Here is a 25640-nt window from a genome sequence, read left to right on the forward strand (position 1 = left end):
AAAAGGCAATATTACTGTATTTATTATTTATAAAGTTTAATCGCTTTAACTTTTAAATCCACCTGATGACATTATCATAGTGGATGAACCGGAAATAATCAACCCTTATTTTATTGAATAAAGCGCTACCAGTCAAATAAAATAACATTCGGTAAGTTTTTTTATACTTTGTTGCTGAAAAAACATGGAGATTTCATACAGATGTAAGGTAATATAACTCCATAGTGTGAGTTGGGCGGGGTTTGTTTGATGCCGATTTGTTTTCTTGACTAGAATCCACTGCTAAAGTGGAGCTTTTATTCCATGGATTGCCGATATTACTTCAAAAAAACAGGTACCATCCTTATAAAAAGAACGGTACCTGTTACGTATCATTTCAAAATTCTATTTCTCGCCGAAACGGATACCGTCCTGTTGAGGACGGTCCGTTTCCACTTGTTTACCGCGTGTTCCCGTTCCACTGCTCATCGCCCGAAAGATACTTCCCGGTCAATACGGACAACAACTCGATGCCAACCTGATTCTGTCCGCCTTCAGGGATGATGAGGTCGGCGTATTTCTTGGAAGGCTCAATAAACGCCTCATGCATTGGCTTTACCGTCGTTAGATATTGCGTGTGAATGGAGCGGATGGTCCGGCCGCGTTCTTCAATATCCCGCAGCACCCGGCGGAGAATACGCACATCCGGATCTGTATCTACAAATACCTTGATGTTCAGCTGTTCCCGCAGCTTCTCATCGGAAAGCACATGCAGCCCTTCGAGAATGACAATGTTGTTGGGCGCAAGCTCAACCGTCTTGTCAGTGGAGCGGGCGTGAACTGTGAAGTCATACACTGGAGCGTACGCAGCTTGTCCGGCTTTCAGACAATCCAGGTGCTCAATCAGCAATTCCGTATCGAAGGCCAGCGGATGATCGTAATTGATTGCTCCGCGCTCAGCCATGCTGAGGTAAGAATGGTCTTTATAGTAGTTATCCTGAGATATGAACGTCACTTTGTCTGTTCCCAGACGGTCAATGACGGAGCGAGCTACTGTCGTTTTGCCGGAACCGGTCCCGCCGGCGATACCAATAATAAGCATGGTGTTTTAATAAACCTCCCTAAGCGATTGCCTTTGCAATTTCAATATTGTAGCACAGCGGTCAATTTATTTCACCTCGGTACCGGGAATAAAACGTGAACATTCAAAAAAATCAGGAGTTTTGGCCTGAAATGATATAATTTAAGATATTTGATGCAGATGCTGGCATAAATGAAGGGGGAATTTACCGGGATGAGTGAGACGAAATCACTGCTTGAAGCCTTTAACGCCACGGCTATGAAGTTGGCCGGACACGGGAAACGCGACATTGAAGTATTGAAAGAGGCCTTTGCCGGCGTGGATGGACATACGGACAGCGATATTTACGGAGGAGGCAGGCTGATTGAGGATTTCCAGGCCGAAATGGCGGATGTTCTCGGGAAGGAGACGGCGGTCTTTTTCCCCAGCGGGACCATGGCCCAGCAAATTGCTCTAAGAATCTGGTGTGGCCGCAAAGGGATGAAGACGGTAGCGTATCATCCTTTATGCCATCTGGAAATTCATGAGCAGGACGGGCTTAAAGAGCTGCATCATATCGAGCCGCTGCTTCTTGCGGATAAGGACAGCTTAATTACACTGGATGATGTGAAGAACATCGGAAGGGACATTGCTTGTCTGCTGCTGGAGCTGCCGCAGCGCGAAATCGGCGGTCAGCTGCCCGAGTATGCAGAGCTTGAAGCCATCTCCGCCTATTGCCGCGGGCAGGGCATTATTCTGCATCTTGATGGCGCGAGATTGTTTGAGGTGCTGCCGTATTACGGGAAGACGGCGGCTGAGGTATGCAGTCTGTTTGACAGCGTATATATCTCCTTCTATAAAGGGATTGGCGGTATCGCAGGTGCCATTCTCGCGGGTAGCAGGGAGTTTACAGAGGAATCGAAGATTTGGAAACGGCGGCATGGCGGCGATTTGGTCAGCCTTTACCCGTACATTGTCCCGGCCCGCTATTATTACCGGCAGAGAGCCGGTAAGATGGGACAATACTATGAGGAGGCCAAGGAGCTTGCCGCTTTGTTGGGCGGCTGCCATAAGATGTCCACGCTTCCGCAGCAGCCGGTCTCGAACATGTTCCATGTCCATTTTGCCATAGCCAAGGAGCAGCTTGAGCCGATACTGGTTACAGTGTACGAGCAAACCGGAGTGGGGCTGACTGCATCGCTGAGGGAAACAGGGGAAGCCTCCTGCTTTTTTGAGATGCATATCGGTGCCCGTTATGGCAGTATCCCCAAAGCAGAGCTTGGCGCAGCGGTTAAGCTGCTGGATCAGCTGATAAAGCAAGCGTAACAAGCTTCAAATGGCATCCTCCCGATGAAGGAGGGTGCTGTTTTTTTGTCCTGCAATAGTTTGCTTTTGACAATCTATAAAGGGTATTGGTTACACGAAAAAAAGACACCCCGCAAGGTGCCTGGTTACTACATTGGTATGGGCGCAGTCGAAGTTACCGGTTGAGCAGTGAGCGAACGAAGGATACCCGCAGCAGCTGTTTTTTCATCAGCTTGGTGCGGAACTGGCGTTTCAGCTGGCTGTAAGCCTTGGGGGAATGGCTGCTGGCCCAGCTGTACATGAACTTGAAGTCGGTATGACTTTTGGCCGAATTCATCAGGTAATAAGAGATCGTGTCATACACATTGTGGTTGAACCACTCGTTCATTTCCTGCTTATTGTAGCCGTAGCGTTCAATCGCCATATTGCGGATAAGCCGCTTCTCCTCCAGGTTCTCAATCAGGAACGACTGGCTGAGATGAAAGGTGATGTTATTGCCATGAATCCGGTACACCCCGGCCAAACCATCGATGAACCCGGCATCGCCGATCAGCAGGGCACGCAGGTAAATCGAGGCATCGTTGACCATGTTCATGTTCAGGATGTCCATGCTCATCAGCGCTTCGCGTTTGAAGACTGTGGTTAGTGTAGAGGCAGGCTTGGGATAACCCTTCTGCTCGAAATTCATGAAATAATCCTTCTTGCCGGTAATGCTGGCCAGCTGCAGGCTGGAGATCGTGAGCTTCCGGCTTTTGGAGTATTCCAGAAATACGTTTGCGGCCACAAATGATACCTCAGGATGCGCCAGGTGAAAATTCACAGCTCTGCTTAAATAACTGGAATCAATCAGATAGTCGTCATCATCGAGGAACAGAATATATTCACCATCTCCATGAGCGGCAAAAGCCTTACGCCGGTTATTCCCCGGCCCGCTGTTAGTTTCATTCTGCATGAAGATGACACGCGGGTCACCGCCAAAATTCGTGTGCATCATCTCGCCCGTGCCATCACTGGAACAGTCGTCAATGACGGTAATTTCTTTATTGGGATAATCCTGCCGGAGAATACTCTGAATCGCCTGATGCAGGAAGTCTTTTCTATTATAAGTAGTGATAATAACGCTGACCTTCGGATAAGCAGCAGGATCGGCGGATTCAGGCAGCAGGCTCTCTGTTTCCCCGGCTCCGCTGCTGAGTCTGGCAAGCTGCGTAAGCAGTCCCTCAATCGTATTCAATTCAATATGAAATTGGCGCAATAAATAGTACTCCAGCGCATCCTCAGACGCTCTCCCCGCCAAATAAGCCTCGATCACTTCAGTCAAGGTTGCCAGATGTTCCTGGATCGCAGGTGCGCTTTCCTTGCTGCTAATCTCCCGACCCCGGCGTACAATGGCTTCGCGTGATAGCTCTTCGGCGGAGAAATGCTGAATATCGTCATGGAGCTGATGGAGTAATCGGTAGCCGGCCTGTTGCAATTCCTCGCTGTGATCCATATTCAGCCCTCCTCAAAGTTTTGTTAGCTCCTGCTTCCTTGATGTACTTCGTGCAAAACTCGCTGCGGAAGCATACGCTTGGTTTTGTGAGCATCTGCTTCATTGATGTACTTCGTGCAAAGTCGCTGTGGAAGCATACCCTTGGTTTTGTTACAAGAATCGAACTGAGAAATGACTCTGCAGCGCGGCAAGTTGTATAAGTGTATTTAGTGCAACTATATGGAGCCTAAACAGCGATTTTTGAGTAATAAGTGCATTGTATACAGTTATAAATGGCAATTGGGTTCATTTTACTTAGTTTGACTCTATTTAAGTGTACAGAATACAATTATTTCAGTATCGGCCCCAAAATACCAAGTTTTAGTTGTACGAAATGCAGCTAAGGCTTAGGCATTTAGTAAGTCAGCCCCCTCATCTTACGCAACTCCCGCATCCCGCGTGTCCGCATCCGCGCATCCGCATCCCGCGCACTCGCATCCCGCATCCCGCGCACCCGCATCCCGCGTGCCCGCATCCGCGCATCCGCATCCTGCGCACTCGCATCCCGCATCCTGCGCACTCGCATCCCGCGCACCCGCATCCCGCGTGCCCGCATCCGCATCCGCGCGCCCGCATCCCGCCCGTCCACACATCTCATACGCGCTGCGCCGCTTAATTAAGCCTGCCCGGCCGTAACCTTGCGCTTCAGCTTGAGCTTCGTACGGAAGCCTTTGAGATAACCCCAGGTATAGAGGAATACCTCGCGTTCCATCAGCGATCCGACCAGGAAATAGATGGGCAGAGTGATGATGCCGAGCAGCACGGCCCAGAGAATCACACCGGTGTATGAGGTGATGCTGAGGTCGAGCTTGGTGGTGACAAAAACGATGGCAGCGAAGACCGCAACGTTGGTCAGCCATCTGCGGAAAGTGATCCATGGACTGCGCTCCAGCAATACCCGGCTGGCATAGACAACAATATCAATGGAACGGTACAGCAGCGCGGCGATGGTGCCCATCAGCACGCCATAAATTCCGAAGAAGATGACGAAAATGATCGAAGCCCCCAGATTGATCGCCGACTCCATAATAGAGCGAAACTGGGTGTTTCTGAAATGTCCGGCAATCGTGATGATATTGTTGGAGGTGGTGCGGGCATTGGTCAACAATTTAATCACCACGAATAGAACCGGCAGCCAGGTATTAATATAGTTCACATCGTTGACGCCGGCCGTGTACAGTTTCATGAACGGCAGGATGATGATATAGACAACGGTCAGAATGGCAAAGATGAGGCCCATGAAATAGACCTCGTAAGCATCATAGAACTTCACGAAAGCCTCTTTGCCCTCATGGTAGCTCTGCCCCAAGGCGGCCTTTATACTTCCGTTGACGGTCTGAACGATGTTGTCGACAATGGTGAAGATCATGTTGTACATCACATAGATGCTGACGATCTTCAGGTTCGTAAATATAGTCAGAATCAACACGTCGGTATTGCGGAAGATGAGATAGGAAATCTCATGCACCATAACCGAGTTTTTCTGGCCAATGGCTGCAAAATCCGGCTTGTGGCTGAGGTCGATCCACTTATAATATTTCTTCGAATAGAAATAGAAAGCGACGATCTGCAGCAGGGTGAGCACGAAGAAGGAAGCCTGCACGGCAATGATGTTCACACCCTGCAGCAGCAGGATGATCCGAACGACATTGTTCAGAATATTTGCGATGGTGACGATGGACGTCTCCACATAGCTTTTGCCCTCGGCGATCAGCAGAATTCTGAATTTGCCCTGGAAGTAATAGTTGATGGCCCCGCCCAGACCCGAGAATAAAATAATCGCCATGATGCTCACTTTGTTGATCTCCGAGTGGATGACCAGCGGATAAATGACTGCAAGCAATACGACGGAGATAAAATAGTACATTCCCGTTTTTTTATAATAGCGTGAGGTTGCCGCGAGAATCGAATTGATATGACCCCGGTCATTGCTGGCTATCGGCTTATACAGAGCCTGCAGCGAAGCTGCACCGACCCCGGCTTCAAGCAGGGCGAAGTAACTGATGATCTGCACGATGGATGCAATGAGACCATTGGCTTCGGAGCCGTAGTTGACCATAATCAGTCTTGGAATGAAGAAGCCGAGAATAATTGTGATCACCTGGCTGGTAAGGCCAAAGCCGAGGTTCAGCAGGCTCCGTTTAGCTTTCATAGCTTCTTCTCCCTTCCATAAACGGTGCCGGTGACAGATAAGCGTCCAATTGTTCAAAATGCTTTTCTGCCTGATTTGCCTGTAACGTCACGTCAAGCCGGTTAGTGGCCATACTGTCATACACCTCTTCCGGTGTAAGCTCGGACAAATGGGCGAAATCGGTGTATTTTCCGGTAAAATAGGCATCCTGCATGACATTGACCATCTTGCTGCTGTAGGCCACCGGGAAGACAGGCTTGTCAAACACCCAGCCGAGAATCATCGCATGGAACCTGGAAGCGACAATACAGCTGGCACCTGCCAGCGCGGCGAGGATGTCATCTATGTTTGTTTTATAGAGGTGAACATGGGTCTGCTCCTGAAATTCTGCCGGAATCAGACCGAGAATTTGCCCAATGGCTTCCTGGTCGCCTTCATGCTGGCAAAATGACATGAAATGCACGGCATAACCCTGCTTGATGAAATAGACTGCAACATCTTTCATTTTTTCATAATAGAGGTTGTCAAAACTGCTTAAGTTCTTGGACGACGGCTTAATCACCGAAATCGCAATCGTTTGGCCCGCTGGAGGTTTGTGTCCGGATGAGGTTTCGTTTGCCTTATATTTCAGCTGGAAGATAATATCCGGAGCCATTCGGACATTGCCCAAATCCTTAAATAAATCATAGGAGTATTGCTCTCTGAAAGAGACGTCAGTATATTCCGGGAATATCCGCCGGTGCACCTGGTAATACTCATCATCCGTAAAGGGACCGAAGTTGGCGCCCATCAAATAATACGGCTTGCTCTTGTTGCGCATGGCTTCCGCGTTCGCCACATATTCCGCCCAGTGTTCTCCCTGCATAAAAATAGACCCGCCGATATGCACGGTTCCATCTGACTGATCACCCAGAAATCTCTGCAGAAAGTTGTTATGCAGCTTTAATTTTCGGAAGACATAATTAATTCCCCGGAACAGGACGGAGTCCGAAGCATAGACCTTGAGGTTCTTGATGTCCTTGAATACCAGCTTATATAAACGGGGAGCAATGATCATAAAACGGGTATCCGGATACCGTTCGCAGAGTACCTTGATAAACAAATCATCGCCCAAATTGAATTCTGTATATGCGCTTACCATCATCTTCTTCATATCTTAATTTCCTTTCTGGTGATCATGGTTTTGAGCTTATGTTTGAACTGGAGCCAGCTTCTGTCCATGTGGATCAACCGCGCATATAAAGCCGGGGAAATTAAGAAGGCTTTGATTCTAAAAGCGAGCTGTCTGTCATCCCCGCTGTAGCGTTTCATAATGAGCAGCATCTCTTCGTTCAAATGAGGGTAGGTCTTCTCAATGTCATGAAGCAGGTCACGCATGCGGATTCCCGAAGTGCCGTTCAGGCAGGTCTTGAGATTGTAAAAGTAGTTCTCCGTCATCTCCCGGGTCAAGAGGAGCTCTGAGATGGTGCTGGCCTCGCTGAAGGGATGGGCTTTGAAGTATTCATCCACCCGCTTGAAGGCATCGACAACATCGAATTTGTTCACATTATATGTGCCTGTAATGGATGACGTCCTTTGCACATAATAGGATAATACGTCGGGGATCGAGATCACCCGGGACGCTCTGGATAAGGCTTTATAGATAAATTCCTGATCCTCTCCGTTCACACAGCGCTCTGTGTAACGGATGTCGTTCTCCAGGAGAAAGCTCCGCTTGAAGGCAATGCTTCCGGTCCAGATTCTCAGGCTTTTGTGTACAAAAATATTCTGCAGCGCCTCGCTTCCCGTAGTGTCGGACTGACCGGAAGTGAAGCTTACAATTGTCGACTGATCCTCCCGGACGAGGTTGTAGCCCCAGCAGACCACATCCGGACCCGTGGTCCGTGTGGCGCCCTCGATACTCAGCGTGAGGTTGACGTCGGCATAATCGTCTCCGTCCAGGAACAGCACATAATCTCCTGTAGCTGAAGCCAAACCGGTGTTTCTTGCAGCGCTCACTCCAGAATTAGGAGTGCGGATCAGCTTCGAACGTAGATCAGGATGCTGCTCCAGGAAGTCAGCGGCCACCTCATACGTCCGGTCTGTTGAGCCGTCATCGACCATAATCAGCTCGAACCTCTTCCCGCTTTGTTCCAGGAGTGAGAGCAGCAGAGGTGTTAAATAACGTTCTAAATTGTACATGGGCACTACAATACTCACACTCATGCGGCCACTCCCTTCCTGAGGTTTGATGGATTAACCGGCGGTTTGCCTGGAGAATATTTCTCTCAGCCCTTTTTTGTAGCCGCTGATGGCAGCTGTATTCTTCTTGGGCTGTTCCCGCAAAATCAGATAGAGCGTCGTCCAGACCAGGGCGAGATAACCGACAGGTCCCGAACGTTTATCCTTGAGCAAATGCACATGGTTCAGCACTCTCATATAAGCTACATTCTCAAGATTGTCTCTGGAGGCCGGGGACTCATGATGCAGAAGTTTAAGTTCGGGATTGATATAAAGGGGGCCGGAACCTTGCGCGATACGGGACATAAGAATGTCTTCACCGACGCTGTAGCTTTGGAGCCAGGGGACGGGTTTGATGTCTTGAATGGCCTCTTTCTTGAAGGACATGTTGCAGCCGTGCTGGAACTCTGTCTTGAAGATCTTCCGTGCCTTATGCCAATTGTACATGGAGCCGGCCTGGCCGCTTAAGGAAAGCTTGCCGCTCGATAGAGATTGCTGGAAGGAGAGCAGACAGCGGATCGTGCCGAGGAAGCTGTTGCGCATCCCGATGGCGACCCCGCCGACACCTGCGCAGTCCGGATGGTCGAGGTAGGTTTGGATTAAAGTGGCCAGATAATGATCGGGGATTTCGACGTCGTCATCAAGGAAGAGGATCTTGTCCATGGTAGACAGCTCCACCGCCTTGATTCGGGACAGCCATAATCCCCGCTCAGTTTTGCTGTGGTACAAAAGGGGATAACCGCAACCGGCCAATAAGGCTTCGAACCCCTTAAGGGTTCCTTCGGGAATCTCTCCGTCATCAATGATAATGACCTCTATAGGATACGTCCGGCCTATGCTTTGTTTAGTTATAGAATGAATGCACCGTGTCAGGTCCTGTACCCGGTTCCTCGTGCAGATAGCCACTGACAATCCTTGCATATACTCCACTCCCTTATCCGATTCTCCCATCTATATTAATCATAATAATCTTGGGATTATAAGCTAACTTAAGCTTACTATTGGCAGAGAAAGGTTGTATATACTACTTTAGTTTACTTATTGGCCGCCATGGAGCAGTAACAATTTTTTTGAATTTAACAATAAATTCTATAAATTCGACATAATCAGCGCTATCTAAAATTCCGATAATTAGATTATAAGCATTTTCCAGACTAAGCCAGGGAGGGCAGACCAGACATAGTTGAATAGCAAGGACATCTTAGAAAAGTGGGGCTGAATTTGTGGGAATAAAAAGAGGATCAAAACACTTGATCATGGCTTTGGTTGTCATTCTGATCATTAGCAATTTTTACGGTATACCCTATGTTGCTCAGGCACAGACTTCAATACCGCTGGATACCATTCTCGAGGACACGCTGGAACCTGCGGGGAAAAACATTTCAGATTTAAATCAAAGCGGAGTTGGCATCACTGAGGTGGATAACACCAACGGGCAATGGCAGTACAAAAACAACTCGGGCGTATGGCTGTCGATTGTAGCTCCTGGTCCGGGCAACATGGTTGTGTTAGGCAGCGGTGTAATGATCCGGTTTGTTCCGAAGAAGGATTGGAATGGAACTGTAGGCATCAAGTATCGCGACTGGTTGATTCCAGCGGAATCCGGCGGAAATCCTCCTAACTATGTAAATGTGAATGAGGCCTATACAGGAAAAGAATCGGCTTTTGGGGAATTTGAGGAAACCGCGCAGATCAAAGTCCTGCCTGTTAACGATACTCCTTATATTTCCGAGTCTGGGGGCAATGATTACCTTGATTTTGACGGTAAGGGATACGTAACCCTTCCCGATCTGGACATATATGCTAATTCCCTAACGATTGAAACGTGGGTGAATGCCAGCAGTGCTCCATCATGGGGGCGTATCTTTGATACCTCTTATGGTCCTGATAATTTTAATTTGCATTTTACCTTTGAAGGAAATACAGGGAGAATAGCACTTGAAGCGTTGCCGCAAAAGGGTACCAGAGTTAAAGCTTACCTGGTAAGGACAACGGAGCGATTGCCTTTGAATCAATGGGTTCATGTGGCCGCCGTATATAATCATGTGGAGAAAAAGGCCTATATTTACTGGAATGGAATTCTGAAAGGCAGCGGATTTATGGATCTGACGGACATGGCTAAAGCCAAGGCGCAGAACTCCAATCTGCCGAGAGCTTATAACTTTATAGGTGAGAGTACATGGTCCCAGGATGCCAATTATACGGGGGGCATGAGAGACTACCGGATATGGAATAAGGCAAAGACCCAGGCGGAGATTGAAAGTCAGATGAGCACCAGTCTGAGCGGAGCTGAAGCGGGTCTGATGGCCAACTACAAATTCAATAATCCAAGTGATGGAGCGGTCGCCAAGGATTCCTCCACGGGAGCAAGAAATGGCAGCATTGTAAGTGGCAGATGGCAGTCCGACACAGGGTTCAACACCAACGTGGTAACACCGGTGAACACTCCTGTATCTAAGCCGTTTAAACTGACTGATGTGGATGACGGCGACATGCTGACGCTTTCTGCGACCTCGTCGAATACGGCCCTTTTGACGAATGGCAATATCACCTTTTCAGGGGAAGGCCCGGAAAGAAGTATCCATCTTACTCCGGCAGCAAACATGACAGGCGCCTCCACCATCAAAGTCACAGTAAACGATGGAATTACTTCAAGTAACAGCAGCTTTTTATTGAGTGTTGTGGCCGGGAAATTTGATCTTAAATTCATTTCGCCCTCTGTGGGTGTGATGGCACCTGCTTTTAACCGGGGGATTATCTACAATAAAGTGCATGTTCCCAACAAAAGCGGAAGCAGTCCGAACAACAGTATCGATATAAATGTAGGAGCGGTGAATCCTGCTGATGTAAATGTAACAGCGTACGCAGACAATGGATCTGGCGTGACGGTAGCAGGCTCCTACCCTACGTTTACTGTCAGCGGCCTGATTGTGGGTGTATATAAGCCCATAAAGATTAAGGTAGCCGATAAATTCTCATCTAATTTCAAGGAATATCAGCTTGATATCATCCGTTATCCAGGAAATGATGCCAATCTGGCTGCAGTGAATGGACTGGCTTTGTCCAGCGGCGGGCAAGCTATTGCGCTGTCCCCAAGCTACAGCAGTAATACGTCCAACTATACCGCTACCGTCGAAAATGATGTAAGTTCGGTTAAAGTGGAACTGAAAAAGTCGAATCTGTTCTCTACAGCGACATTAAACGGTGGAGCTATTGGTTCTACGGAATCTGTTGATGCTACTGGGAATGTCAGCTTGGCCTACGGGAAGAATCTGATTTCCGTTGTAGTAACGTCAGAGGACGGAAAAACAAAGAAAACCTATGAGGTTGTGATTGTGAGAAAGCTGTTGGGGGATGCTTCTCTGACTAATCTGACCGCTTCCCCGGGCGGACCTTCGCCAGTCTTCAATACCAATCAGGCGGACTACGCAATGGAAGTCGCAAACGCAGTAACGACTGCGGAATTCACTCCGGCAGCCGCATTCGGTGCAAGCATTAAGGTGAATGGCGTGGATCACCCGAGCGGTACACCTTTTCTCATTACGGGTCTTGCAGCAGGAAATAACAAGTACTTGATCGAGGTAACGGCACAGGATGGAGTGACGAAGAAGTCTTACAGTCTGGTTATTCTGCGTGCACCTTCGGATGTGGCAGATCTTTCGGGTTTGACCGTCTCTTCGGGAACGTTGTCGCCTGTCTTTAATAACAACGAAACGGGATATTCGGTTGAGGTTGCTAATGAGGTATCCTCGCTGGAGCTTACTCCGAAGCTTCTGGATGCTGCGGCAAGCCTCGTAGTGGACGGCAATATTCATATTGATGATACTGCTTATACTAAGAACTTAAATGTGGGTCTGAACACGGTTGAGATCGTGGTTACTTCACAGAGCGGTGTCCGTGTAAAAACAACCCTTGTAAATATTATCAGAAAGGCTTCTTCCAATGCCGATCTGTCCAGTTTGGTCCTTTCAGAAGGAGGAGTCGATCCTTCTTTTGACAAAAATCAAACCGGGTATGGTGTGACCGTGGCTAACAGTGTCTCTCAGCTTACGATTACTCCTACTCCTGAGGATGCAAACGCAGAGATCAGCCTGAGTGGGAATGTAGCGGCGAATGCTCAGCCAAGACTGGTAAATCTACGGGTTGGTGTCAACGAATTCAATATTTTGGTCAAGGCTCAGGATGGGATAACGTCAAAAAATTATGTATTGACGATTGTCCGTGAAGCTTCCTCCGATGCGGATTTGACCAATATCACTTTGTCCGGCACAACATTATCTGGAGGTTTCGACCGCGGAACCTCGACCTATTATGAGTATGTGCCGAACAATGTTACCAGCATGGCAGTTGCAGCAACTACAAGTGATGAACAGGCAACCTATACCATCAATGGGCTGGAGTCGGCAGGAGGAGTGCCTATTCCTTTGGGGGTAGGAGGAAATGTAGTTACAGTAGTTGTTACAGCGGCTGATAAAGTTACTACCAAGGAATACACGGTAACTATCGTCCGTGCAGCTTCGTCGAATGCGAATTTGCTCGAGTTGACGATGACTGACTTAACGGATAATGCGATTACCCTTACATCCATTCCGGGTACTTTCAATTATAGCGGCACGGTCGAGGACGAAGTTTCTGTAGCTAAGCTAAGTGCAGTTGTTGATGATGCAAATGCAAGCACCTCTGTATTTGTGAATGGGGTTTGGATCGAAGACCTGAACGCTGTGCCTCTGACCACAGGCTTGAATGTTATTGAAGTTAAGGTCACAGCTCAAGACGGAAGCATGCAGGTATACACCATTAATCTGGTGCGAAATCCAAGTAAAGATGCAACTCTGCTGAATATGACGATTTTCCCCGGCGAATTAACACCGGTTTTCCAGGCAGGCATCAGTGATTATTCGGTCAATGTGGACAACAATGTAAGCGACGCCGATTTTTTAATTAGGACTAATAATGAGCTGGCAACCTACATCTTAAAGAAGAATGGAACCTCTACCGGCGTAACAGGCGACCGCGTAGCACTGGATGAGGGCACGAATCAAATTACAGTAGAGGTTACGGCTGGTGATGCCAGCACTAAAAAAACCTATTCCGTTACTGTGAATCGTGCCGTTCTGCCAAAGGATTCCTCTCTTACTGATTTGACCGTCAGCTCTGCAAGAGGAACAGAAGCTCTGAATCCCCAGTTCTCCGCAGAAGTCTTCAAGTACTTCTTGCCGGTACCCTATGAAGTGGATCGGGTTGAACTGGATGCTGCCAAAGGGGACATGGATGCACGGATAACCGTAAATGGTGTTACGGCAGATAGTCCGATGCCTATTTCGCTGGTGGAAGGGCTGAACATCGTAAACCTGAAGGTTACAGCTCAGGATGGAAAGACAGAAACTGTGTACAAGGTGGAAATCACCCGACAATCACGTTCGTCCGATGCTACTTTGGGGAGTATCGGTGTAGATGTCGGAGCTTTGGACCCGGCCTTTGATCCTGCCGTTTCCGATTATACGGTAGAGGTAGGAAATGATGTGAACTCCATCGTCTTGAGTCCGATAGTGGCTGATGGAAAGGCGAAAAGCCAAATCACTGGAAGAGACGGGGCCTCTCTAGATCATCTGATTGAAGGGGACAACGTATTTGATATTCAGGTCACTGCTGAGGATGGGACTGTAAAGATATACACAGTTAAAGTTATTAAGGCCCAGCCTGTAGCTACACCAACGCCAACAGCAACGCCAACGGCAGAACCGACAGCGACGCCAACGGCAGAACCGACAGCGACGCCAACAGCAGAGCCGACGGCTACGCCAACGGCAGAACCGACGGCCACGCCAACACCGGCCACGCCGACACCGGCTACGCCAACACCGGCCACGCCGACACCGGCTACGCCAACACCGGCCACGCCGACACCGGCCACGCCGACACCGGCTACGCCAACACCGGCCACGCCGACACCGGCTACGCCGACACCGGCTACGCCGACACCGGCCACGCCGACACCGGCTACGCCGACACCGGCTACGCCAACACCGGCCACGCCGACACCGGCTACGCCGACACCGGCTACGCCGACACCGGCTACGCCGACACCGGCTACGCCAACACCGGCCACGCCGACACCGGCTACGCCAACACCGGCCACGCCAACACCGGCCACGCCAACACCGGCTACGCCGACACCGGCCACGCCGACAGCTGAACCGGCGGTACCAGCCGCACCAATTGCGACAGCGTCGACAGAGCGGATAACTGTGAAGGTAGAATCGGGACAACTGGGTCAAGGTTCAGTGCTGGCTGAAACGGTTATCCAACGCACGCAGGATTCAAGTGGAATCCTGCATGATGTAGTCAACTTCACCACGGATCGGGTGGAGGAGGTTGTCCGGAAAATTGCCGGATCCTTGGATAATACGGCCCGGATTATGATCCCTGATGAGAAGGATCAGGTTGCGGATATTAATGTAAATGTTCCTAAAGATGCGATTAAGACGCTCGGCGGCTCCAACGTGAACATGGAGATCTTCACGGAGAACGTAAGAATTCTCATATCACAATTATCACTGGATAATTTCACTGAAGATTTATATTTTCATGTAGTGCCGATTAAAGACCAGACGTTGCGCAAAGAGGTGGAAGACCGGGCAAGAATCGAGCGGATTGTCAGAGAAATCGCAGCTGACAAACAAATTGATGTTGTCGCCCGTCCGATGACGATCGAGACCAATATGCAGAGTAGACCGGTTACATTAACGCTCCCTCTGCGTGACGTGCAGCTGCCAGCCAATCTCTCGGAAAGAGAAGAATTCCTGTCCAATCTGGTCATCTTTATCGAGCATAGTGATGGCGATAAGGAACTGAAGAAGGCGAAGGTTGTTGATTACAAATCCGGCGAACTTGGCTTACAGTTCGAGGTGAACAAATTCAGTACCTTCACCATTCTGAACATGGAAGGCTGGGAGCAGTATTTGGCGGCAACAGAGGCAGCGCAGCAGCAACAACAGCAGCAGCTGAACCAACACAAAGCCTTCATCAACGGCTTTACAGATGGAACCTTCAAGCCGAACCATTCCATTACCCGTGCGGAAATGGCCGCGATTCTGGCGAGAAACCTTGGCTATGACGCATCCGCTGCGCCAGCTGCTTCCACTTACCCGGATGTGAAGGATAGTCACTGGGCGAAGGGGGCGATTCAATTCGTCAAGGAGGCAGGGTTGATGCAGGGTAACGATAAAGGCCTGTTCCTCCCGGATGCTCCTATCAGCCGCGGAGAGATAGCGGCCGTTGCATCGAGATATAAGAAGCTGGATACTGCGGCTATTACATCCGGCGGGTTCAAGGATACGGCTAGCCACTGGGCCGCCAGAGAAATTGAGGCCGCAAGCAAGGCCGGCATCCTTAACGGCTATAAGGACGGTACGTACCGTCCAACCGGTAGCCTGACACGCGCTGAAGCTGTAAAGGTTGTCAATCGACTGTTCGGACGCGGACCGTTATATGGTGTCACCACACCAAGCTGGCCCGACGTCCCAACGACACACTGGGCTTATGCTGAAATTGAGGAAGCTTCCAATAACCACACGTTCACAGTGCGGATTGAAGGTGGAGAAACGCTTAGTCAATAAAAGCATATAAGTACGAAGAAGGCCGTAGCCCATCAGTGGGCTAACGGCCTTCTTTTTTTAAAAATTTATATGCTTCACGCTATAAAATATCCTTCTATTTCTCGCTGGAAATACGGAAAGCTGTTATGAAGCATGCAGGTATTAATTAATTTCTATCGTCAGTGAGCTGGCGAAATGTTCTCCTGGCGACAGGGTGATAATACCTTCTTTTTCCGAAAGCTCGCCCTCGAAGACATCGCTGTCTGCGAATCCCTGCCAAGGCTCGATGCAGACAAAAGGTGCATTCAGCGGCTGCCAGATGCCGAGATCCGGGAAGCCTTCGAAGGATACAGCAACGCTTTTTCCGGTAAGTCTGCTTTTCAGCGAGATCTGCCGGGAGGTTACATTCTGGAAAATAAGCGCGCCGTCCTTGAACATTTCATGGGATAATGGAAGGCTGCGCTCTTCCCTCAGCACAGGCTCCGATTTACCGCTGATCCGAAGTCCGCCGTCATTCAGGAACTCCCGGTCGAGGTTTTCGGACTCGGAGAACTCGAGCACATAGTCGCTGAAGCTTCCGTTCTCATCCAGCGGGCAGTTAAATGCAGGATGCGTGCCGAGCTGGAAGCAAATGTTCCCTCCGTCAATGTTCTCCACCCGGTAATCCAGCTTAAGAGTGCTATCGTTCAGCGTATATGTAATATACAGGTTGAACTTAAACGGATAGCTGGACAGGGTATGCTCGCTGCTGGTGAGAAGGAAGACCGCACGGGACTCGTCCGCTTCAACGACTGTAAATTCGCTGCGTCTGGCAAAGCCGTGATTGGCAAGCTTATACGCTTGTCCACCAACCTTGATCTCTCCGTTACGGACAGCGCCGATAATCGGGAACAACACTGGAGAACGGCCTGTCCAATAGGCGGCATCGCCGCTCCATATATATTCAGTGCCTGTGTCTTTTCTGGTGAAGCTGACAAGCTCCGCTCCGAGGGTGCTGATCTCAGCCTGTGCTGAGCCGCTGCGCAAAATGGTGTTCATAAAATTACTCCCCTTTCACAATGGTTGGCCAGCCCGTCTTCCTTGCTGACAGCTCATATTTTAACAGACTTCCTTAGCGGCGTTGTAACACATCGTGAACAATTCAGAAAAATAATTATTACAGTGTGTAAAATGACAATCTGACGCAATGGTATAACATATATAGAAAGCAATGTATCTGTATAAGTATGCGTTCAAAATGGAGGGATAGGCCCATGCAGCTTAAGCAAATATTCGTGAACGGTGAGAGATTGAAGAATACGATTGAGGCCTTTGCCGATTTTGGGCGTACGGACAATAACGGAGTTACCCGGTTGTCGTTGTCGGAGCAGGATGTGAAGGTGCGGAATTACTTCGCTGCGTGTTGTGAAGAGCTGGGTATGCCGGTCAAAGTGGATGATATGGGCAACATGTACGCCACGCTTGCAGGAACGGAAGCAGGGCCGCCTGTGGTGATTGGCTCACATCTGGACACTGTCAAGAAGGGCGGACGCTTCGATGGTGTGCTTGGCGTCATAGCCGGCCTGGAAGTGGTACGCACTCTGGTTGACCATGACATCAAGCCCCGGCTGCCGGTGACGGTGATGAATTTCACCAATGAGGAGGGTGCGCGCTTCGAGCCTTCGATGATGGCGTCCGGCGTATTGTCCGGGAAGTTCGGCAAGACGGAAATGCTGAAGAAAAAGGACCCGGAAGGGACGACCTTTGGAGAGGCATTGGAAGCGAGCGGCTATGCGGGAGAGGCTGCGAACCGGATCAAGGAAGCAACTGCATATCTGGAGCTGCATATCGAGCAGGGACCTGTGCTGGAGCGAGAAAATCTCGCCATTGGCCTGGTTGACTGTGTCGTAGGCATGGCCTGCTATGAGATTGAAGTGACGGGTGAATCGGATCACGCCGGAACTACGCCGATGGATATGCGCAAGGATGCCTTGTTTGCCGCCACCGGCCTGATTGCAGAGCTGCGGAGCAAGCTGGGTGTGCTGGATTCGGAGTTAGTTTATACGATGGGCAGAATGAACGTGCTGCCTAATATTCATACGGTGATTCCTAATAAGGTGATTTTTACCGTCGAGGCTAGACATAAGGATATGGATATTGTACGTGAAGTTGAGCATATCATAGGCGGCCTGCCCGAAGAGCTGCTGGAGTGTTCGGTGTCCAAGACCAAGCTGTGGGGCCGCGATACTGTGTGGTTCGATCCGGAGATCTGTGCTTTGACTCAGCAGGCAGCATCGAGACTGGGTTACAGCAGTAAAAAGATGGCCAGCGGAGCGGGGCATGACGCGCAGTTTGTGGCCGGGTTTCTGCCATCGGCAATGATTTTTGTGCCCAGCGTGAACGGGAAAAGCCACTGTGAAGAAGAACTTACTTCCTATGAAGATTGCGAAAAAGGGGTGAATGTTGTACTGGAAACGGTACTGGCTGTATTATCTAAGTAACTCATGTTATTAAACATAACATTAGATATGATTTTCTCTTAAATCCTTCCTATGACCGGCATGTTACCCATCTTCTTAACAAAATAATTCAGTACGAAAGACACCTGAGCTGGTGTCTTTTTTTGTGCGCGGGATTCACTGGTTTGCTATATACACCAATGCTTTGGTAAAATGATCAACGGATGTCCATCACCTTCATTGTGTAAAAACACAATCATGGCAGATAAAGTTTTTATTTTTCACCAAATTGTCTCGAGAAATCACATGTTATAATTCTTTACATAAGAGAAACACATAAGACGGGAGCGATTAACGATGATTATTGGTGTACCCAAAGAGATCAAAAACAATGAGAACCGCGTAGCCATTACCCCTGCCGGAGTAGTCAGCCTGGTAGCCGAAGGACATAAAGTACTGGTGGAAGCCGGAGCCGGAGCAGGCAGCGGATTTCTGAATGAAGACTATGCTTCCGCCGGAGCGGAGCTGATCGCCGAAGCTTCTGCCGTATGGGCAGACGCCGAAATGGTGATGAAGGTGAAAGAACCGCTGGAAAGCGAATATGGCTACTTCCGCCCGGGTCTCATCCTTTTCACCTATCTGCACCTTGCCCCGGAACCGTCCCTCGCCGCCGCATTGAAAGAAAGAGGCGTCTTCGCCATCGGCTATGAGACAGTTGTCCATGAGCGTACCTTGCCGCTGCTTACGCCAATGAGTGAAGTGGCCGGACGGATGTCTGTGCAGCTCGGGGCACAATTTCTGCAAAAGAACTACGGCGGACAAGGCATTCTGCTCTCAGGTGTTCCCGGCGTCAGCAGAGGCAAGGTCAGCATTATCGGCGGTGGGGTAGTCGGCACAAATGCAGCCAAAATGGCGATTGGCCTGGGCGCGGAAGTGACGATTGTTGACCTCAGCGCAGACAGACTCCGCCAGCTGGACGATATCTTCGGCGCACAGATTAATACGCTAATCTCCAATCCTTACAACATTGCCAAGGCGGTTGCTGAAGCGGATTTGCTGGTTGGTGCAGTGCTGATCCCGGGTGCGAAAGCTCCGAAGCTGGTCACTGAAGAAATGGTTAAGTCGATGAAGCCGGGCTCGGTCATTGTTGACGTGGCGATTGACCAGGGCGGTATCGTTGAAACCATCGACCGGGTCACCACACATGATAATCCGGTATTTGAGAAATATGGTGTACTGCACTATTCGGTAGCGAATATGCCGGGCGCTGTAGCCAAAACCTCAACGATTGCATTAACCAATGTTACAGTTCCTTATGCGCTGCAAATTGCCAATAAAGGGGTATTCCAGGCGATTGAGGACGATGCCGGTCTGAAGAGCGGTGTCAACGTGGCCAATGGAAAGATCACCTGCCAGGCTGTAGCGGAAGCACTCGGGGAAGAGTACTTCACGGTAGAGAAAGCATTAGAACAAAAGTTCACTCTGATCTAATATAGAACCGAAAAAAGAGCAAAAGGTCAATCTTAAGCAGTCCGGTGAAATTACCGGGCTGTTTTTGTTGGGACATGTTAGGTTTTCTTTCATCATCCTATAGTCAGCCGCTGCTCGGAGTACTATAATGTAATCACTCTATAGCGCAAATTCGGCTATTCTTCAGGTTGGGGTGGGAATATGACAGAGTCAGAGCCAATATTTGACCGTTTTTTTGACAGCATGGAATCCCTGGCGGATACCCTCAGCGAGTCCCTTCAGTCCCAGGTAACGATTGAAGACAGCAACCACCATGTCATCGGCTACAGCTCCCATGAGTTTGAAAGCGACCCGGCCCGCATCTCCACCATCATCGGCAAACGTGTTCCGAATACAGTCATTATTGGCCTTCGAAAAAAGGGCGTAATGCATCAGCTGGAGAACGCCGCACATCCAATCCGCATTCCGGCGGTTATGGAGGTTGGGCTGGGGCCCCGGCTTGCCATGTGCATCAGACACCAGCAGGAAATCCTCGGTTATATCTGGGTTGTGGACCGGGGCAATCTGGCCTCAGGCCATGCGGAGAGCATTGTGGAGAAGGCCGCCGGCATCGCCGGGCGTTATCTGCTGAAGCAGCGCGGATGGAAGATGAAGCAGGACAAGACACATGAAGATTTCTTCTGGAAGCTGCTGACCTCGCATTATGAAAATGAGCCGCGCATCCGTCAGGAAGCGGAGAACGGGGCGATCCTGTTGCCGGAAAGCTACTATATCGGCGTGCTGGAGAGCAACCGGGTGATCGACGGGCATTTTCTGTTGAGGTTTCGCCAGATGATGGACACCTATGCCGGGCAGCGCCTGCTGTTATTGACGTCGGAGCAGAACCGGCTGATTATTTTGTTTTCGTTTCTTTTTCCGGTAGAAGGGACAGAGAGGCTGGCTTCATTCGTGCACAAGCTGATCCGCGATATGGGCAAAAGCGAAAGCTGTACGCTAGCGGCAGGCTGCAGTCCGGGATACCGGGAGTATACCCTTGCTGCTGTCGCCTACCGGGAGGCCCTGTCCATTCTGGAGCTTAAAAAGCTGCTGCCCTATCATGCCCGCGAGCTGCTGCTGTATGAGGAAATCGGCTTCTGGGCGTATATTCCGGCCATTATGGAGCAGAAACGCAGCATGACCCGCCGAAGCGCACTGCTGTATCCGCTGAAGGAGCATGACCGTGAACACAAAAGCGATTTTCTGAAAACGATCACCGTCTACTTGTCGTTCAACGGCAATTTGAAGGCGTCCGCCGCATTTCTGCATATCCATACCAACACATTAATGTACCGGCTGAACCGGATCGCCGAGATTACGGGCAAAAGCCTCAAGGAGACCGATTACCGGACCTCCATCTATCTGGATATCCTGACCGAAGAGACCGCACGGGTGAACCGCTGGTTTCTGGAGGAAGCCGGCAGCTCCGAATAAAGCGCCTGAAGTTTATCTCGATAAATTTCAGCTGCTCTGCACCAACCGAAGTCCCGACACGTACAATAACCTATATTTTGTGAACTTAAGATGAAAGGGGCAGAGCAGAATGGGGATTGGATATGGACCCGGGGATCCGTCGTTTGAACGGAGCATGCGGGCGGGAATTATCGCGGCGGCGGAATCCATGAATGCCGGCGGAACTGAATTTTCCAACTTTAAGAACTCCCGCTGCAATCCAAGGTATTGGACCCGTACGGACAACGGCGGATTTCAGTTGAAGGAAGGTGCCGCACCCTCGGCGGCAATCAATGATATTTTTGAGAACGGATCTCTCTATGCATTCGAATGCGCGATGGCTATGGTGATGATTCTTTATAAAGCGACGATCGGGGCGATCGGGGACGCCGCCTTTGACCGGCATTTCGGAGACATCTTCCTGTGGGACTGGAATTATGACAGCAATCTGCAGATGATTACTACCTTCGAGAAGTCTGATATGCTGCCAGGAGATGTGGTCTATTTCAAGAATCCCGACCATAACCCGGATAAGCCGGAATGGCAGGGGGAGAATGCGATCATGCTTGGGGATGACCGCTACTACGGGCATGGGCTGGGCATCAAAAGCTCGGCGCAAATGATTGCCGCACTCAACCGGCACAGAGTGCCGGGAAGCCGGACTTCTGCTTATTTTACCGACGAGGCGCTGCATCCCAACTTTGCCTATATTAGTGGATTAGCGATGAGGGCGGCTGTCCCTACGCCGGAGAACAAGGGTGCCAGAAACACCATTTTTTCCAGGATAGGTGTGAAATCCTATATTTATAAATAGCCGGATTACGGCATCTCTTCCTGGTCAGACCGGTATTTGAGCGGGTGGACGCCCACGGTTTTCTTGAACACGGTGCTGAAATAATGGGGGTTCTCATAGCCCACCCTTTCGGAAATTTCCATCACTTTCAGATCTGTAGTCTGCAGCAGCTCTTTGGCTTTGCCCATGCGGATTTTGGTGATATAGTCCGTGATCGTTTCACCGGTTTCTTTTTTGAAGATCAGGCTGATATAGTTGGGGGTCAGAAAGACCTCCTCTGCAATCCTGGAGATGGATAGCTCCTGGGCATACCCTTCCTGCACGATACTCCGGATTTTGTTGATGGCTCTGCTGTTCTTTGAGGTGTTTTTGCCTGCCACATATACGCTTAAATCATGAAAAAGAGAGAGCATGTAGCTTTTGAGTCCGGCAATATTTTTCTGGATATAGAGTGTATCCATGATGGTAATCCGGTCATTCAGCACCCGTTCGATTTCCTCATCAATTTCATACAGGGCTCTTGCAGAAGTGAAGATGATCTCCGCACAGATGCTCTGTACATAACCGATTTGCAGCTTGGGCCCTTCAAGCATGGTGAACAGGGTTTCCAGCAGCTCCATTACTTTGTCCGTATGGCCTGCTTTGAGCTCATTCATCAGCTGGGCATGGAATTTATAAAAAAAAGTGCTCTGCAGCGTTTCCGTATCCGGCTGAATATCCTTGATATGGAGAATGGAAGCATGGCCGGTATAAAATTTGTAAGCCAGCGCGGCCAACGCATCTTTATAGGAGTTCTCGATTTGTCCGGCGAGCCTACAGGTTCTGCCGATACCAATCGAGGCGTCAAGACGCAGATACTCTTTGATACTGGCGATAATCTGCTCGCAGAGGCTTGAGATGGAGTCTGATGCAGGCTCCTCCCCCGGACAAAAGATCATAATAAACTCATTCTCGCTGGCTACAAATCCGATTCCGCAGGGGTGGCTATTCAGGCATTCGCTCATAATATTCTGGATGGAGAAATAGAGCAGCTGCTTATACTCCTCCGTGAATTTGTCTACTGCCGCCCCGTAATCGTCAAGCTGCAATACACCTACCGACAGTGGGTCATTTCGTTTAAAAGGAAGGGTAAAATAGTCGACCTTCTCCCAAATCTCCCCTTCATTGCGGTATAGTCCGGCAATCAGGTTCTGCAGGAATTTCTCGCGGATCAGCGGCATATTGTCGTGCAGCTGCTTCTTCAACTGATTCAAATTCAGCTGGTTATCTCTTTCGTGGTGAATCCGGGCAATGACTTTATGAAAGATGTCTTTGACTTCACCGAGTTTAACCGGCTTTAGAATATAACCTTCGGCATTAACCTTCATCGCACTTTGGGCATAGGAGAAATCCTGCGCGCCGCTAATGATGATGATTTTGGTTAGACAACCGGCGGCCTTCAGCTTCTCGGCGACCTGAAGGCCGTTCAGAAAGGGCATCATAATATCGGTGAACAGAATATCCGGAGTATGCTTCATACATAATTCATAGGCCTCCTCGCCGTCTGCCGCCTCACCGATGACCTCAAGCCCGAACTCCTCCTGCCACTTGAACCCGTGGATCAGACTGCGGCGGATAAACGGCTCGTCATCCGCTATGATCATCGTCAACATCTTCAATCACCTCATCCCAAGTAGTAACGACCGGAAACCGGATCACAGCCAGCAGGCCTGCCTGATCTTCGGTGTTGGCATAGTAACGGATGCCGTAGGACTCGCCAAAAAACTGCTGGATTCTCATATGCACATTGCGGATGCCATATGACTGGTTACCTTGCTGATCGGTAAGCAGCTGGTTCAGCCTCTCCGGGTCCGCCCCTACGCCGTCGTCAAAAACCGATATGCAAAGGATATCATGGGAAGAGTCCACTCTTATGCGGATTGTACCCTTCCCCCGCCGCTGCTGGATCCCATGAATAATCGCATTCTCCACGAGCGGCTGGATACTTAGTTTCACCACGAGACATTCCTCCAGCAGCCGGGGGTCGGCTTTCTCCAGCTCATAGGCGAGTTTATCCTGAAAGCGGAATTGCTGGATTTCCAGATAGCTCTCCACCTGCTTCAGTTCATCCCGCAGCGGGATAATATTCCTCCCCTTGCTGAGGCTGTACCTGAAGAAGTCGGATAAGGAGGTCACCATATGGCTGATCTCGGGGACATCATGATTGATGGCCAGCCAGTTGATCGAATCCAGGGTGTTATAAAGAAAATGGGGATTGATCTGGGCCTGCAATGTCTTTAGTTCGGCCTCTTTCTTACGCAGTTCAGTGACATAGAGCTTGTCGATCAGTGCTTTGATTTGCTGCAGCAGCTTGTTATAACGGTTGAACAGATAGGAAAATTCGTCCTTGCGCCGGTAGCGGATGATGATGTTGAAATTCCCGCTTTCGGCATGTGACATCGACTGGATGAATTTGCGTATAGGAGCAGAGATGTTCTCCGACAGCAGCAGGGCCATCATCAGGGATACCAGCATGCATATGCCGATGACGACATACATCACCCGCCGGAACGAGGCCAATTCTCCATTCAGTTCACTTATGGGCGAGATGGAAAGAATGGTCCAGCCGGTGGCTTTTATTTTTTTGTAGCTCACGAGCATATTCTCGCCCTGAATCACATGATCGAAGGAATGAAAGATGTCGGGGTCTGCGGGTTCGGCAGCCATTTTACCGTAATAATCCTGTGTGCTGATGTTCTGCCCGATCAGGGTCTCCTCAGGGCTGATGGCAATGGTTCCAGTCTGGTCAGCAATATAAATTCTGCTGCCCGTCGTTGGCTTATAGTGCTCCAGCAATGTGCTGAATTCCGTCACGGGAATATCAATGGTGAGCAGCCCGACATAAGGCAGCTGGGCATGCCGTATGCCAAACAGACGTTTGGCGAATTTAAGCGTAAACCGGGAGTCCAGCGAGCTTAGGCCGACCACTGTGAAATCGGATCTGGCCGGTATGCCGAGATACCATGGCTTCAGTGAGATCTGGTCGATATTAAAGACCCGTCTGGAGAAGTTGTATTGGGTATATTCCGGGCGGTTCAGCATATACAGCATAGGGACGAAGCTGCTTCCCGAGGTCCCGTTTGCAGGGAAGTTCTCCAGCATTTTGTTCAGGGCAGCCAACTCATTGATAATGCCGGTGCTGTCGGTGGGCCGGTTGGAAGAGATCAAATCTGCAAATTCGGTATTGAGGTAAAGGGAGACCATGGAATTGTTGGCGCTCTCGAAACGCTGTGCGAGATTATCCTGTACAAGATTAAGATTGTTCTCAATCGATGTATTGACATTACGGGTGATGATATCCGCCGATTTATTGTAAACGGTAATAGAGATGATAGTCGTCGGGAGAAGGACAAGAAAGAGAAAGTAGAGGATGAGCCGGCTGCGGATGCTGAAATTGTACAGGAAGAGAGTTTTGGAGAGAGTATCAAATAGTTTTTTCATTTGAGTCCTCCTCTGGCCCTGTGAATATTCTTCGCTTGCCATTTAACGGATATTATTGGAATATATTAAATGCTGAATGAGTTTAACCCAATAGCTGGTATCCATTGTAAAACGCGATAAGTCTTGATGTCAACGCAGGAGGTGCAC

Annotated in this window: 17 protein-coding genes and 2 pseudogenes; 9 read left to right on the top strand and 10 right to left on the bottom strand. The window is 49.7% G+C overall.

The features are described 5' to 3' along the window. Positions 1-439 precede the first annotated feature (439 nt). Positions 440-1081: a uridine kinase gene (gene udk, locus NST99_RS01215; protein ID WP_076113420.1), complete on the bottom strand. Its 642-nt coding sequence runs from the start codon at positions 1079-1081 to the stop codon at positions 440-442. Between the two features lie 192 nt (positions 1082-1273). On the opposite strand from udk, the gene NST99_RS01220 reads away from it, so the two are divergent. Next, complete coding sequence (locus NST99_RS01220) at positions 1274-2365, top strand: threonine aldolase family protein (protein WP_341089222.1); 1092 nt, start codon at positions 1274-1276, stop codon at positions 2363-2365. A gap of 154 nt (positions 2366-2519) precedes the next feature. Here NST99_RS01220 and NST99_RS01225 read toward each other — a convergent pair whose 3' ends face one another. Further along, positions 2520-3836: a glycosyltransferase family 2 protein gene (locus NST99_RS01225; RefSeq protein ID WP_341089223.1), complete on the bottom strand. Its 1317-nt coding sequence runs from the start codon at positions 3834-3836 to the stop codon at positions 2520-2522. Positions 3837-3877: 41 nt separating this feature from the next. On the opposite strand from NST99_RS01225, the gene NST99_RS01230 reads away from it, so the two are divergent. After that, complete coding sequence (locus NST99_RS01230) at positions 3878-4036, top strand: hypothetical protein (RefSeq protein ID WP_341089225.1); 159 nt, start codon at positions 3878-3880, stop codon at positions 4034-4036. Between the two features lie 194 nt (positions 4037-4230). Here NST99_RS01230 and NST99_RS01235 read toward each other — a convergent pair whose 3' ends face one another. The 5 genes from NST99_RS01235 to NST99_RS01255 form a co-directional block, all read right to left on the bottom strand. Further along, positions 4231-4401, bottom strand: a complete 171-nt coding sequence (locus tag NST99_RS01235) for a hypothetical protein (protein WP_341089227.1) — start codon at positions 4399-4401, stop codon at positions 4231-4233. Positions 4402-4491: 90 nt separating this feature from the next. Next, positions 4492-6027, bottom strand: a complete 1536-nt coding sequence (locus NST99_RS01240) for a lipopolysaccharide biosynthesis protein (RefSeq protein ID WP_341089228.1) — start codon at positions 6025-6027, stop codon at positions 4492-4494. Then, entirely contained in the window at positions 6017-7159 is a 1143-nt protein-coding gene (locus tag NST99_RS01245; RefSeq protein WP_341089229.1) for a polysaccharide pyruvyl transferase family protein, read from the bottom strand. Before NST99_RS01245 ends, NST99_RS01240 begins: the two co-directional genes overlap by 11 nt. Further along, positions 7156-8211, bottom strand: coding sequence for a glycosyltransferase family 2 protein (locus tag NST99_RS01250; protein ID WP_341089230.1), 1056 nt, complete (start codon positions 8209-8211; stop codon positions 7156-7158). The genes NST99_RS01245 and NST99_RS01250 overlap by 4 nt, the downstream gene beginning before the upstream one ends. Before the next feature lie 30 nt (positions 8212-8241). Further along, positions 8242-9177 carry a glycosyltransferase family A protein gene (locus tag NST99_RS01255; protein WP_341089231.1) on the bottom strand — a complete coding sequence of 312 codons (936 nt, stop codon included), beginning with the start codon at positions 9175-9177 and terminating at the stop codon, positions 8242-8244. 572 nt (positions 9178-9749) lie between these two features. On the opposite strand from NST99_RS01255, the pseudogene NST99_RS01260 reads away from it, so the two are divergent. From NST99_RS01260 to NST99_RS33615, 3 genes and pseudogenes are all read left to right on the top strand, one after another. Further along, a pseudogene (locus NST99_RS01260) lies at positions 9750-13904 on the top strand (cadherin-like beta sandwich domain-containing protein); the annotation flags it as partial. 191 nt (positions 13905-14095) lie between these two features. Further along, positions 14096-14422 (top strand): annotated as a pseudogene (locus NST99_RS33610) (hypothetical protein); the annotation flags it as partial. Positions 14423-15167: 745 nt separating this feature from the next. Next, a complete protein-coding gene (locus NST99_RS33615) occupies positions 15168-15845 on the top strand; it encodes an S-layer homology domain-containing protein (protein ID WP_445745011.1) in 678 nt (225 codons plus the stop codon). A 141-nt stretch (positions 15846-15986) separates the two neighbouring features. Here the strand turns inward: NST99_RS33615 and NST99_RS01265 are convergent, their stop codons facing one another. After that, positions 15987-16862: an aldose 1-epimerase family protein gene (locus NST99_RS01265; RefSeq protein WP_341089232.1), complete on the bottom strand. Its 876-nt coding sequence runs from the start codon at positions 16860-16862 to the stop codon at positions 15987-15989. Positions 16863-17077: 215 nt separating this feature from the next. On the opposite strand from NST99_RS01265, the gene NST99_RS01270 reads away from it, so the two are divergent. From NST99_RS01270 to NST99_RS01285, 4 genes are all read left to right on the top strand, one after another. Next, positions 17078-18304, top strand: coding sequence for a Zn-dependent hydrolase (locus NST99_RS01270; RefSeq protein WP_341089233.1), 1227 nt, complete (start codon positions 17078-17080; stop codon positions 18302-18304). Between the two features lie 315 nt (positions 18305-18619). Then, positions 18620-19753: an alanine dehydrogenase gene (gene ald, locus NST99_RS01275; protein WP_341089235.1), complete on the top strand. Its 1134-nt coding sequence runs from the start codon at positions 18620-18622 to the stop codon at positions 19751-19753. 180 nt (positions 19754-19933) lie between these two features. Continuing rightward, the gene (locus tag NST99_RS01280) at positions 19934-21202 is read left to right on the top strand and encodes a PucR family transcriptional regulator (protein WP_341089236.1); all 1269 of its coding nucleotides are present in this window, start codon (positions 19934-19936) and stop codon (positions 21200-21202) included. 109 nt (positions 21203-21311) lie between these two features. Next, positions 21312-22034 carry a protein-glutamine gamma-glutamyltransferase gene (locus NST99_RS01285; protein WP_341089237.1) on the top strand — a complete coding sequence of 241 codons (723 nt, stop codon included), beginning with the start codon at positions 21312-21314 and terminating at the stop codon, positions 22032-22034. Positions 22035-22039: 5 nt separating this feature from the next. On the opposite strand, the gene NST99_RS01290 is transcribed toward NST99_RS01285, so the two are convergent. Both NST99_RS01290 and NST99_RS01295 read right to left on the bottom strand, forming a co-directional pair. Continuing rightward, positions 22040-23665 carry a response regulator gene (locus tag NST99_RS01290; protein ID WP_341089238.1) on the bottom strand — a complete coding sequence of 542 codons (1626 nt, stop codon included), beginning with the start codon at positions 23663-23665 and terminating at the stop codon, positions 22040-22042. After that, positions 23640-25493 (bottom strand): cache domain-containing sensor histidine kinase, encoded by a 1854-nt coding sequence (locus tag NST99_RS01295; RefSeq protein WP_341089239.1) that lies wholly within the window; start codon positions 25491-25493, stop codon positions 23640-23642. Before NST99_RS01295 ends, NST99_RS01290 begins: the two co-directional genes overlap by 26 nt. Between the last annotated feature and the right edge of the window lie 147 nt (positions 25494-25640).

Origin of the sequence: Paenibacillus sp. FSL L8-0470, assembly GCF_038008625.1 — a bacterium.
GTDB lineage: Bacteria > Bacillota > Bacilli > Paenibacillales > Paenibacillaceae > Paenibacillus_AQ.

Coding starts and splice junctions, on each gene's coding strand:
- udk (WP_076113420.1), bottom strand. CDS start 1,081: ATGCTTATTATTGGTATCGCCGGCGGGACCGGTTCCGGCAAAACGACA.
- NST99_RS01220 (WP_341089222.1), top strand. CDS start 1,274: ATGAGTGAGACGAAATCACTGCTTGAAGCCTTTAACGCCACGGCTATG.
- NST99_RS01225 (WP_341089223.1), bottom strand. CDS start 3,836: ATGGATCACAGCGAGGAATTGCAACAGGCCGGCTACCGATTACTCCAT.
- NST99_RS01230 (WP_341089225.1), top strand. CDS start 3,878: ATGTACTTCGTGCAAAACTCGCTGCGGAAGCATACGCTTGGTTTTGTG.
- NST99_RS01235 (WP_341089227.1), bottom strand. CDS start 4,401: ATGCGAGTGCGCAGGATGCGGGATGCGAGTGCGCAGGATGCGGATGCG.
- NST99_RS01240 (WP_341089228.1), bottom strand. CDS start 6,027: ATGAAAGCTAAACGGAGCCTGCTGAACCTCGGCTTTGGCCTTACCAGC.
- NST99_RS01245 (WP_341089229.1), bottom strand. CDS start 7,159: ATGAAGAAGATGATGGTAAGCGCATATACAGAATTCAATTTGGGCGAT.
- NST99_RS01250 (WP_341089230.1), bottom strand. CDS start 8,211: ATGAGTGTGAGTATTGTAGTGCCCATGTACAATTTAGAACGTTATTTA.
- NST99_RS01255 (WP_341089231.1), bottom strand. CDS start 9,177: ATGGGAGAATCGGATAAGGGAGTGGAGTATATGCAAGGATTGTCAGTG.
- NST99_RS33615 (WP_445745011.1), top strand. CDS start 15,168: ATGGAAGGCTGGGAGCAGTATTTGGCGGCAACAGAGGCAGCGCAGCAG.
- NST99_RS01265 (WP_341089232.1), bottom strand. CDS start 16,862: ATGAACACCATTTTGCGCAGCGGCTCAGCACAGGCTGAGATCAGCACC.
- NST99_RS01270 (WP_341089233.1), top strand. CDS start 17,078: ATGCAGCTTAAGCAAATATTCGTGAACGGTGAGAGATTGAAGAATACG.
- ald (WP_341089235.1), top strand. CDS start 18,620: ATGATTATTGGTGTACCCAAAGAGATCAAAAACAATGAGAACCGCGTA.
- NST99_RS01280 (WP_341089236.1), top strand. CDS start 19,934: ATGACAGAGTCAGAGCCAATATTTGACCGTTTTTTTGACAGCATGGAA.
- NST99_RS01285 (WP_341089237.1), top strand. CDS start 21,312: ATGGGGATTGGATATGGACCCGGGGATCCGTCGTTTGAACGGAGCATG.
- NST99_RS01290 (WP_341089238.1), bottom strand. CDS start 23,665: ATGTTGACGATGATCATAGCGGATGACGAGCCGTTTATCCGCCGCAGT.
- NST99_RS01295 (WP_341089239.1), bottom strand. CDS start 25,493: ATGAAAAAACTATTTGATACTCTCTCCAAAACTCTCTTCCTGTACAAT.